An 11,647-nucleotide genomic window follows, 5' to 3' on the forward strand; every position below is an offset into this window, starting at 1 on the left:
TCTTCCCGCGTCATATTATCGTGCCGTGCGTGTTCCACGACCGGCACCTTCACGATTGTACGGACATAGGCTTTGAAACGTAACATTGCACCAATAACAGAATGACCGCTTTTGAAAGTCGAGCGTGGTGCGTTCGCAATTGCAGGGCATGGACGCTTTCCCGAAAAAATTTCCCGGAACAGGACGACCCGAAGATCTCGGTAACAAAGGTCCGCTTTCCGCGGCTTCCACAGATTCCCGCTGCAATGCAGCGAATTCACACTCCCCGCCCAATCTACCGAGTCCAATTTGAAATGTGAGCCCCGCCAAAGACGATCTAGAAAGTGCGGAAAGCGGGCTTTCGCTGCGCCCTGGACGAGCGCCAGCTCTGCGCAGCGAAGCCGACAAGGAGTGGGCAGCATTGATAACTCGATTATCGCGGCTGCACTGGTAGTTCATCTCAGGCGTCACGACTTTGCCAAGTGAGCAAAGAGCGGCAACCACGGAACACACCCAGCTCAAATAAAGCTAGCAGGTTTTGGTGAAGCAAACCACAAATCAGTCTACGCCAATTGAAGCGGATAGACCATCTATGACATAGGTGGGGACACTGTCAAACACTCTTGGATTGAGCTGCATGATGTACTCACTCTCAATATGAAACGCTTCGTCCACAAATTTCTTTAGGACGTTTCCTTGGTTATTGTCTCCGAGTTGAACTCCGGCGTTGCCGCGCTCAGATATTACCCTGAAGATTTGAAGTTTCTCATATCCCACCGTTAGATTTGCATACCTCTTCTTGAGGTCATCGACATCCAAAATCGCCGCCAATATTTGAATGTAATCAAATTCGGGATAAAAAGCTCTGACTCCTTGTGTCGCCCGGGATATCTCTTCATCCGTAAGCGTGCGAACTGAACCTCCGTCCATAATATCTGGCTGAGCGCGGCCATGTATTAGGCTCGATAGCAAGTTATACTCTAACCCCTTGTTGGCCAAGACTTCATAGTATCGGCGCAAATATATACACCTTACAATCGGATCCTCAGATTGAGAAGCGTTTTCAAGGCATATCTCAGAGAAGCTTTTGATGTCATTCGGTGAGATTATTTTTTCTGTAACATTCCCTGCGCTAGATGATAGGTATGATGCTGTTGGGATTTTGTTTTCCGCCGTTTTCCATTTGTCAGATGAAATCTTGACTATTTCAATCGCGGGTTCCAAGTCGTGTGTCAGCATTAGCGAGGTAATATCTCGAATTCCATTTTTCCCGCGAAAAAGCTGCTGAAAAATCGCAAACTTCTTTGTCTTATCGAAGCTAGATACTGGATCATCGAAAATGGCCAGATCTGGTTTTTCTCGTCTAACTACGTGCATGAAGAGGACCAGTGCAAAGGCATTCCTCTCGCCGTAGCTCAGGTGCTCCGATGCCGTTTCAATGTGATCAGAAAAATCATCATGTACAAGTTTCATCTTGTACTCACCGTCAGTCGGAATTATTCGAACGGAGTATTTATATCCAGCTGCAAGTAGAAATTCATTTATGCTCTGCTGATTGGATTCTATTGTTTTTGCGATGGTAGCCTTGTGAATATTTATCTTTCCGTTTAGCTGCCCAATTTTCAGAGTTAGATCATCGATCTGGGAGTTGACCGGGGCCACGATGCTACGTGTCTTTTCGGTATCAAGTTCGGAGAGAAGCCCAAGATCTATCTTTAGCTTAGCTATCTCCACATCAAGCTTCTCTATATCCTTCAGCTTATCAAAGGATATAGCTCTTAAATTTTCAAGTTTGAAAAGTAGAGTCCCAACGGTTTCGCTCAAATTCGCAATAAATGTCGACTGCTCTGGCGACATCTCAATCTTTGATTTAGTGATTTTATCTAGCGCATCTCGAGTTTCTTCTGAAAAATACGCGCCCAGCCGATCGATAGCTTCACGCAGAGTATTTAGGTGCTCCACTGACTTTGAATTGTACTTCTTGGAAACCTCTCGAACGACCTCCTTCCTCCCTTCCTCCTTCAGGCTAGAGGAACAATACGGGCAATTGTCTGAGGAATCTAGAAAAGCATTCCCACCCGCCTGCCATGTTATCCACTTTGGAGTGTTCTCTCCTTGAATGAAGTCTTTGAATCCAATTAGGGGGGTGGGAATATTTTCAACGAAATTTCCAGATCCGACAGCCTTAAAGCCTCTGCTCGACTTGGAGAGAGCTCCACCCTTTGTGGTTGAGAAGGCTTCACGCAAAGCTCGCATGTCAGTAATAGCTTGGTCAATATCGTCACTATCTCTGAATGAAGCCTTTATCCCATATAGAATCTCCTCGATCTCCGCTCTTTCAGCCTGGAACCCTTCTGTGTTGACAAACACATCAAAGCTATTCTTTAAGACTTCATCCCGCTGAAAAGTGAACTGAGAAATATAATTTTCGTCGAAGATGAGGACGTTGGACACTTCATCCATTCCGGTTACGGTAGGCTTTTTGTCGGCTCGTCCTTTGTTTTTGAATTGTGTGAGTTTTTCAAGTTTATCACCACCACTTGACGCATATAATATTGCCCTTGCAATGGTGCTTTTTCCCAAGCCGTTGGGCCCATACTTTATGTTGAGTCGGTTCTTTGAAATTGATATGTCGGCAGAGTCAATGGAATTGCAATGCGAGATTGATATGTGAAGATCAGCCATTATTTTTGCCCATTTGAAGAATTCGTGTAACGCGCTAAGCGCTGCAGCTAAAGGTTTAAGCTGCACTTTATGGAAGTCGTTTAGCGTGTCCACAGGATTCGAAGCTGCGTTCCTAGATAGGCTGTTCGCATCCAAACTTGCCTTCTGGTATGGCCTCAGAACAGTCATCCGGTACATCTGGCGTGAAGCTCGGTTAATGTGATCGAACCGACTACCAGCTGAGCTTGGCTCGAATGTCCGCAGAGGGCCGACAATGAAACTTCCAGAATGTCAGCATTTGCTTCTGGCGCTGCACCGCCGCAAGTCCGCTCTCAGCCCTTGCACGACATTCGTGCCCCGCGCTCTTACGGGTGATGCGGGCCGAGAAGCAAATGCCTCCTAGTCAGATCGCATGGCTCGACATCCATATGGACCTCAAGGGCGCTCCCGAGATGCGTGTTGTCAACGTAATCCGCGGCAACTTCGGACAGGAAGCAGGCTTTCGCAGTGCTCAGAGCCTCTAAAATCCGGCGCCGGAAGCTGATGAGATCAATGTCGTTGCGGGTGTGAGGCGCCAGAGCGGCATGAATCATGTCGAATTTCGGGTCCTGCGGCGGACCAGTTAGTGATGCTCCATATTGTGTGAGAAGCTGCTTGTAGAGCATTCCGTCACTCCTGATGACAGGATCTCCTCGATGCTAAGCTCCCCGCCTATGCGGGGTGGTCCAAGAGCGCCAAAGGCGTATCGAAGATCAGCGGATGAGAAGCTTTCTTACCTGCGGAAGGAGAGTTCTAAGATTGACGATCATAAAAAGATCTTGCAGCATCAGCCTTATAGATAAATACATAATTGGAATAAATAATTGCAAAAAATTCTGTTTTTACCTTTCCTGTTCCTTCCATGTTTACCAAGTATTTCCATGGCGGAGGTCAATAAGCTTGCTACCGGATATTTGCGGTATGGGAGCACGTATTATTTCGGTCATCTTTTCAGCAATAATTCCGAGCAGGATGCATGGATTACCGAAGTTGATGTGAATTTCACTTATAGAGTGGACTTCAATGGTGAAGGGGAATCGATCCAGTTTCCCTACTCAGAAGAAATTTCAAAAAGTAGGTTAATCCCTGCTGGAAAGCAGAGCGTCCCACTTGTTAAATCCAGTGATTATTCAATTAGGTATCACGCTCCTGAACGCGCCACAGGTGATGAAACGGATATTGAGATTACCTACACGGTAAACTTCGTCAAAAAGTTGCCGGACGGATCTTGGGAGGATGAGGATACGATTATAGAGGACATTCAGCCATTCGTGATCACCCGCTGTGGTGATGGCACCATAGACAGGTACAACGACGTTTACACCTCAAAGAGCATCTACGAGCAGTGTGATCCGAACGACGTCAACGAAGTTGGCTGGGGGAAACGTGGCTGTAGTTTAAGTTGCAAGATCCTCGATTAAGCCTCTCGCCTAGGCTATACCGCATTGCAAAAAAAACGGTGCCGCTTGTATTGGGTTGTCCCGCTCGTGCGGGGAGACCTAAGACGCCAGAGGCGCATCGCATATCAGCGGGACATCCCCGCCTCTGAGGGGGAATTTGTGGCGCGGTGTAATGACCGTCGTCATGAAGTTTGGCACATCCCCACAAAGGCGGGGGCATTGGGAAATTCAGGCGACACACGTCTCCTACTCTCGGTCCATCCCCGCGGCGCAGGGCACAGAGACAGTCCATAAGCCGACCGAAATCAGCTCCCGCTCATCCCCGTAGTCACGGGGCGCAGCTCGACCCAGCTTCCGGACTTCGGCGTTCAGATGCCATCCCGAGCAATTTGCGCCAGACGTCGCTGAGTGGTGAGGCGCTGTTCGATCGAAGTCGGCTCTGGATAGAGGTTTCGCGTGTTTTCCTTTCTGAGAGATCCGTCGTGTCTGTGCAAGGCCGCAAGGACCAAATGACTCTCCAGCCGCGCTCGGACTTGTGCGGCATGGAAACCCTTTCCTGCGCATTGCCGACCTTGGCACGTCAAAGATGCTGCTGGACGCCTCGAAAGTCCGCTCTGATGAAGCTTCACTGCAGCGCGGTCTGGCCAGTCAAAACGCGGCTGTGGAGCAGATTTTTTATTTCAGCAACGCTCAGAAGCTGAACGCTCTCTGCCTTGCCTCCGAGAGCTGGGAAACACACAGCACTGCTTTCGAGCGTGGGAATAGGTTGCCAAAGTCTTGGCCACTTGGCTTGAATGGCTCTGCGCCTTCAGCCCTCAGTTGCGCCAGTATTGTATTTCTCGGCAGCCCTGTTTCTTCCATCAACATGGAAGGCGTAACGAACTTCTGTCGAAACGCTGCGATATCCTCCGCGCTTAAAAATCTCCGCGGTGCTCTGCGACTGGGAACCTGCACCAATCGCGACGGCGAATGGCCCGCTTCTAAGAATTGAAGGAACTTTCCACCGTCACGAAGGCCGATCTGGCGTCCAAAGACTGCTGCAGGAACCAAGCCTTCAAGAGTTGGATTCGTGTGCGTATGTCTCGTCTTAAGAGCATCGACTTCTGCCTTCAAAACATGAAACCCGCTGAAGCCTGTTTCGGCCTTGGGTTTCGCTAGCGTCATACTCGACTTACGGATTTGCCTCAGAAGCTCGTCAAAACTCAAACCTGCGCGGGCCCTTGCTTTGATGAGGCGTTCCCAATCTGATCCGAGGCCCTCAACCCTGATTGCCAAGCCATCCAACTCTTCAATGAGTGCCATCCAGTCAGACACTAACCAGGGCGCTTTGACCGTAGAAATCTTGGTGCGCGGGGTAATCGCACCATCCGTTGCCAAGGCTTCGAATTCATGGCGTGTCGCGCCCATCGCCTTACACATTTCAGCATTACCCACGCGCTGGGGAATTTCTGCGATCAGATCACGAAAAGGTTCAGCGGGAAACGTCTGCCCCATGTCGATCTCATTGAGGGCGCCGGCTTCAACAAGCAACTGGCCCATGAGCTTCGGGCCGATGCCCGCGTCCTGCGCAGCTGCGTTGATCGCGTAGAGCCGCCGTTCACTGAGGCTTTCTCCCAATACATCCTCGCCCGATGCGATGGGCCAAGTATCAAGGATGACCTCGCGCATTATCGCTCGGAAGTCGGTGAATAGCTCATCTTCGAGATGGGCGCGGGCCATGTCACGATAGAGCTGACCGAAGGCCTTGTTGGGCGTACTGGTGCCCGCCGGCGCAAGTGCGGCCAGCCGTTCCAACGCGTCACGTATCGCGGAAGGGCCTCGGCTGACGACATCAAAGCCAGCGGCGTGCGCAGCGCATTCCGGTTCACAAGGGTCTGAGTTCCTCCACAGGTTCTGCCGAACGAGTTCGGTCCCAAGAAGCCGAATGAATGTTGTTGCGGCATAGAGAGGTTGGTCAGACAGCCAAGTATCATCGGTGCCGCTGGCCAATCTAGCATCAAGCCACCGATCATAGGGGGAAGGGGCAACTGGTGCGCCCGCCATGGCCCCACTGCCAATCTGGTCTTTGAGGAGAGCAAGATGCGCCCCAATATTCATCCGCGACGGCAGACTTGCATCATGCCAAAAGTCGACGAGGGGACGTTGGTGCCTCACGCAGATCGTGGCATCGCGCAGTTGCCAATCGCCGCGCATGACCATCGTACGAGATGGCGCTCCCGGTTCGTTGTCGAGATCTTCCTTCAGACACGAAGGGCAGCCGCGCATGGTCGGATTGCGCAGTGCTCGGGATACGAAGATTTCCCCCCGAAACCGCATCCGAACGTCACCGATCGCCTGACCCGTCCATGAAACAAGCTCGCTGATTTGCGCCTCTGTCAGCGAAGAGAGATCGGCGAAGATTTTGAGATCGTCCGCGTTCAGATTGATGAGCCCGCGATAGGACACACCCATGTCCGAGCAGAACTTGAGAACAGAGGTGCCATTCACCGCCGCCATTCTCGAAAGAAAGGAGGGGAGGGTTTCTCGATCCTGAGGGTGTACCCGAAGGGCCAGAGGGGTGCCCATGCTGAAAGTCTCCGACGTTGCCTGCTCGCGTTCTGCTTGTGACCCCCATTGTCTGCATCGTTATGAAAAGATCAAAAGGTAAACGCAATTTTTGTTGCGGCAGATAACCGGACCGCGTGAAGCCGATCGGTGGCCCCAACAACGGCGAATCATCGTCTGCACCAGATTCTGTTCTTGTGCTTCGAGGCCAGAAGACAGGCATGAAGTGGCGCAGGGACCCCTCTGCGCGTGCGCGTCACGCCCACAGATTTCTATCGAAAAAGTCTGCGAGGGACGGGCAGAAGCGTGGAGAAAATTTCGTGAAAAGCGCACCGATAGCGAGTTTTCCGCTGCTCGTATGAACGAATGTCAAAATTATTTGTCGCAAAAACAATGTGTTGACTCAATTCTTAGGCGCGAGATCATTGAGGTGAAATTTTTCTTTTGGAGTTTTCATAAAAATGGTGACCTTAACGGTTGCGAGGTTGGGATCCTCGTCTTGAGGCCTCAACGAGGCAAAAGAAAACCCGCACCGAGAGGCGCGGGTCCGGAAGTTGGGGCAAAGATCGCCCGTGTATCACTTGCCAAGCTAGAGGCCAAAAATGGCCCAGGCAAGCGCGGTCTGTGCTCCGGAAATAGAAATTAATCACTCGGAAACCTGCGTTTCCGGGAACGGAGACGGCATGTCGAATTACAGAGACTGGGTTGGCGAAGATACGCCTCCAAAAAAGAAACTACCCGCCCTGGATGTGGGGCCAATCCACGGGGTCCTTCCCTTTGAGGGCGCGCGCAACCCGCTAACGCGAAGCAACACAGCCAAGCGGATATCGGCTGCAATTGCGACGCCGCGAACAGGCGGCGTCCGTCAGGTCTATCACTTCGACGGGGAAGCTGAGTTCTACGTCGCTGTGGAAGCGCTTCTTAGCCCGGACCTGTATGGGCTCGAGGTGCAGTTGGCACCGATCGATTACTACGATCGCCGCTCTCGAAAATGGCGGCAGCACTATTTTGATCTTCGTCTGACATATGCTGATGGCCATCGGCGCGCGGTATTTGTGCGGAATGGGACATCGCTGGCAAAGCAAGAGACACAAGACGAAATCGACGACATCTTCGCCGCCTTGACCCTCGATTTTGCCGACACCGCCTGCGTCGTGGATGCAGATCGCTACACCAAAGCCTACAAGGATAATTTGCGTCGGCTTTGGGAGTGTTCAAAAGTTCAAGACGCAGAGGCGGACGGGATTGTCGAGAAAGCCGCGCGAGAAGAGAGCTATTGGCTACTTAGGGATCTCATCTCGAAATGTCCGATCGAAAATTGGCGGGCTTTCCAAGCTGCGATGCGTCTCGTGGCGCGTAAAGTGCTCCGGGCCGACCTCTATGGAGTGCTTGATTACACATCGCGGGTTGCGCTTCACTCATGACCCGTGTGCCGCTCTTCAGACTCCGCAAAGGGTCCACCCTTCTGATGGATGGTCGCAGACTGCATGTCGCAGCCTGTGAGGAGAGAAGTGTTTATCTAGAGTGTGAAGATACAGGAGAGTGCATTTCCCGCCCGTTTGCCCAGATCGAAGCAGCTATCCGGGCGCGGGATTGTGATGTGATATCGCCTGATGATGTCGCAAAACGCGCCGCGTTATTGGATTACACTGGGGGCTACGAAGACCTAGCGCAACTACCGGAAAATGCGCGAGCCGATGTTCAAGGACGCCTCGCGTTGGTGACCGCGATGCGCAGCTTGATGGATGAAGGCGTCAAACTCACCCAGCGCAGTATGAACAAATGTGGCGAGCACCGGTATCGCCTCCTTGAAAAGGCACATGAGTTTGCCCCGCAATGTAATTTTCTTAGATCTCAACGTGGCGGCAAATCGTCCGAGAGCTTCTTGGTTCCGCAAGGACGTACGCTGGATAATTACTTCAAGACCTACGAGAAATTCGGACATAACCCGGTTGTTCTGGCGGACAGAGATCACCTGAAGGGCTCTCGGGAAAGCCGATTGGTGGGTTGGCAGAAGAACTTTGTAGAGTTCACCATCAACCGCCTTTTGCAGACAAAAAAGCCATCGTTTCAAAAGGTCTACGAAAATGCGAAATACAACTTTTATCGGACCGCGCAGGACATAGCTCTGAATCCGAATTGGCCGTCAATCACCACCATAAGAAAATACTACTGCGCTTTAAATGAGGCGACTAGGTCTCTGGGGCTTGAAGGCACGGAACATGCCTACAACATCTTTGGCGCAGGAACGACGGACGTCCGGGCACTTCTATTCGGTGAAAAGTACGAATGGGACCAAGTCTTACTTTCGATCTTTACCAGGGAAGACGGAACACTCGGCGCTGAAGTGATCGACCCCAAAACTGCGCCGGAAGAGCTTGGTGAAAATGAGGTCTGCAGATGTTGGCTGCATGTCATTTTAGACATCGGAACGCGCATGCCACTCGGATGGATCATCGCTGAATCAGCCGATGCTGATCACAGCAAGGCACTTTTGCGGATGGCCACACGTGATAAAACAAAGGAAAAGGTCCGCTACGATTGCCAAAACGATCCTGCGCCCCCTGTGCGTCTTTGCTTGGGTTCCGCCGACAATGGCAGTGCTACGCGGAACTCGAAGGTGTATTCCGCTCAGCTCGGAATGGACATGGTCGTGCAGACAAACCGGGCCTATATCGCAAACGACAAGCCCTACGTCGAAAGGCTCTTTGGTACCATGCAGGGCAAAGTGCTCAGTGTTCTGCCAGGATATACGGGAAGCCATCCAAAACACTTGCCAGGTTATGACTCCAAAGGCTCGGCAAAGGTTACCCACGATCAGCTGTATGGCATGATCACGCGGTATTTTGTGGATGAATATGCATATGAGAAGCACCGCGGCACGGGCATGTTTGGTAAGACGCCGCGTGCAAAGCTTGAAGACGCTCTTGCGCTTTACGGCCCTATTGACCCGCCTTCTCAAAGGGACCGGATCCTCCATTTGGGGGTAAGGCGTCAGGCGAGCACGACCTCGGAAGGGGTCCGCGTCTTCAATATTCCATTCAATTCTACGCAGCTTCAGCGCTTCGCAGGGGGAGGCGCGAAACGCGTCACTGTGCATTTGGATCCAGACGATCTGCGCCGGGTTCTGATCACTGCGGAAGGGCTGGATGTGGTGCTGGAGGCACGTCTGAGCATGACTGTATTCAACGATCTGACCTTAGAGGAAGCGATCGAGGTTATGGAAATGGCGACCAAGGGAAACCCTGAGCGGGGTGCCTTACATGAGCGCAATCTGCAATCCGCAAAAGAACGGCATGCCCGAGAGGACGAAGCCTTTAGTGATGATCGGGACCCTTCGAATTTTCAAGGTATTGAGAAACTGCAGAAGCGTTCTGACAGGGCGCTCCGCGTAGAAACGCGCCCACCTTCCTACCTTGGATCAACGGTGGCCCCCGGAGCCATCATGGATCGGACCTCTGCAGCGGGGGTGGTTTCTGTGAAACCCACCTCAGGCAACCCTCCGCAGAATGCTCCGGCCAAAGGTGCGTCCCGCGGATCTGAAAACGCTCCATCCGACATCAAGAATATGACCTTCGGCCCAGTAAAGGATAGCAAGCTATGACCTCTTCTTTTGTGATCCCCTCCCTTGCCAACTTGAATGCCGATCTTGCGCAGCGGCACTACCCTCTGGACCGTGGGCAGGAGCTTCATCGGGCCTTTGCGCAGTGCTTCAGCCGCCATCTTGGTCGGCTGCGGTCGGAGCAGGCCTTCGAGGCTCGGAGCCTGTTGGTCACGGGATTATCGGGATCAGGGAAGTCGAAAGAAATCCTCCATCTGCTCGATCTCTTCGGAAAGGAAGCCGTCAAACTCCCCTGTGGCAAGCCTGCCCGTTTCGTGCGCTGTGTTCTCGATGCCAAAGGCAGCTGGAAAGATCTCGGTCGCAAGACCCTTCATGCACTAGGCTATCCAATTTCAAACAAGACCCGACGGACCCAGTTTGAAATCTGGGAGATGGTGATGACCCAAGCTTCGCTGCAGGGGGTGATCGGTATTCACTATGACGAAGCGCAGCACATCATGCGTGGGAAATCTGATGCTGACGTCATGACCGTGCTCGATGCCTTCAAGACCCTTATGAAGTCCAGTGATTGGCCACTCATGCTGATTTTGTCAGGTGTTCCCGAGCTGGGTGATTACGTGCAGCGCGAGCCCCAGCTGGATCGATTGATGACCCGCGTCACCTTTTCTGAGATCTCTTCACGGGAAACGGAGGCCGAAGTCGCGCGGGATTATGAGATCATGAACGACATTGTCGGCAGCTATGCCCTCAAGGTGGACCTTCCTGTTGCACCGGACCTTCAAACTGGAGCCTTTCTCCATCGGTTGGCAACCGGCGCGTCGTTCCGATGGGGGTTATTGATCGAGATCGTCATTGACGCGATCGGATGTGCCGTTTCCCGGGATGCAGATGCGCTCGAAGTGGAAGACTTTGTGACCGCATGGTGCGAGAAGACCGGATCGAACCAGTTGGTGACACCATTCACTCATGATGCCTACGAGCGCGTTTTCCGACGAGACCGTCCGTTCCGCGCTTCGCTCACCGCATAAACTCCTCCGACATCATCGGCCTGTCTGAACCCGCGCAATTGCGCGGGTTTTTTCGTGGGTCAGGGCAGGGGGAGGGACTGCGAAGCCTGCCGAAATGCCTGCGCAAGCTTCTACTTTTTGCGCAAGCTTTTGGTTTTTGGGGCGGTGAGGGGGTCGTAAGGTATTGATAAGTATGTGGTTTAAGGCCGATTCGGTGCGAGATGTCCGATCTTGCGCACTCTTTTGGTTCTTCTGGCTGAAAGCAGAATTGCGAAACTACCTCTGCACAGAGGGCAGTGACGAAAGAGCGGCCCTCCCTCCATCTTTGCGCTGATTGGTTGGTTTTGCTTTTTGTTGTTTGATTTTGTGTATTTTTGATTTTTTTGAGTTTTTTGAATTTTGTCTTGTTTTGGGGGTTGCGACTCTCCACAGCTATCCGTAGAAGGCCCCTC

At 52.2% G+C, this 11,647-nt stretch carries 7 protein-coding genes; 4 read left to right on the forward strand and 3 right to left on the reverse strand.

Features of this window, described 5'->3' with window-relative positions; genetic code table 11:
- Positions 1-537 precede the first annotated feature (537 nt).
- Positions 538-2,832 (reverse strand): AAA family ATPase, encoded by a 2,295-nt coding sequence (locus N4A58_RS19480; protein WP_293712861.1) that lies wholly within the window; start codon positions 2,830-2,832, stop codon positions 538-540.
- A 176-nt stretch (positions 2,833-3,008) separates the two neighbouring features.
- Positions 3,009-3,308 (reverse strand): hypothetical protein, encoded by a 300-nt coding sequence (locus tag N4A58_RS19485; protein ID WP_293712863.1) that lies wholly within the window; start codon positions 3,306-3,308, stop codon positions 3,009-3,011.
- Between the two features lie 198 nt (positions 3,309-3,506).
- On the opposite strand from N4A58_RS19485, the gene N4A58_RS19490 reads away from it, so the two are divergent.
- A complete protein-coding gene (locus N4A58_RS19490) occupies positions 3,507-4,103 on the forward strand; it encodes a hypothetical protein (protein ID WP_293712865.1) in 597 nt (198 codons plus the stop codon).
- 669 nt (positions 4,104-4,772) lie between these two features.
- On the opposite strand, the gene N4A58_RS19495 is transcribed toward N4A58_RS19490, so the two are convergent.
- On the reverse strand, positions 4,773-6,647 hold the full coding sequence (locus tag N4A58_RS19495; RefSeq protein ID WP_293712867.1) for a TniQ family protein: 1,875 nt from the start codon (positions 6,645-6,647) through the stop codon (positions 4,773-4,775).
- A 581-nt stretch (positions 6,648-7,228) separates the two neighbouring features.
- Between N4A58_RS19495 and N4A58_RS19500 the strand changes: the two genes are divergently transcribed.
- From N4A58_RS19500 to N4A58_RS19510, 3 genes are read left to right on the forward strand one after another with little or no spacing between them, the layout of a single operon-like run.
- On the forward strand, positions 7,229-8,050 hold the full coding sequence (locus N4A58_RS19500) for a hypothetical protein (protein ID WP_293712869.1): 822 nt from the start codon (positions 7,229-7,231) through the stop codon (positions 8,048-8,050).
- 44 nt (positions 8,051-8,094) lie between these two features.
- Positions 8,095-10,230 carry a Mu transposase C-terminal domain-containing protein gene (locus N4A58_RS19505; protein ID WP_293712871.1) on the forward strand — a complete coding sequence of 712 codons (2,136 nt, stop codon included), beginning with the start codon at positions 8,095-8,097 and terminating at the stop codon, positions 10,228-10,230.
- A complete protein-coding gene (locus N4A58_RS19510) occupies positions 10,227-11,216 on the forward strand; it encodes an ATP-binding protein (protein ID WP_293712873.1) in 990 nt (329 codons plus the stop codon). The genes N4A58_RS19505 and N4A58_RS19510 overlap by 4 nt, the downstream gene beginning before the upstream one ends.
- The last annotated feature ends 431 nt before the right edge of the window (positions 11,217-11,647 follow it).

This window comes from Donghicola sp. (genome assembly GCF_025210255.1).
GTDB lineage: Bacteria > Pseudomonadota > Alphaproteobacteria > Rhodobacterales > Rhodobacteraceae > Donghicola > Donghicola eburneus.

Coding starts and splice junctions, on each gene's coding strand:
- N4A58_RS19495 (WP_293712867.1), bottom strand. CDS start 6,647: ATGGGCACCCCTCTGGCCCTTCGGGTACACCCTCAGGATCGAGAAACC.
- N4A58_RS19485 (WP_293712863.1), bottom strand. CDS start 3,308: ATGCTCTACAAGCAGCTTCTCACACAATATGGAGCATCACTAACTGGT.
- N4A58_RS19500 (WP_293712869.1), top strand. CDS start 7,229: ATGGCCCAGGCAAGCGCGGTCTGTGCTCCGGAAATAGAAATTAATCAC.
- N4A58_RS19510 (WP_293712873.1), top strand. CDS start 10,227: ATGACCTCTTCTTTTGTGATCCCCTCCCTTGCCAACTTGAATGCCGAT.
- N4A58_RS19505 (WP_293712871.1), top strand. CDS start 8,095: ATGGATGGTCGCAGACTGCATGTCGCAGCCTGTGAGGAGAGAAGTGTT.
- N4A58_RS19480 (WP_293712861.1), bottom strand. CDS start 2,832: ATGACTGTTCTGAGGCCATACCAGAAGGCAAGTTTGGATGCGAACAGC.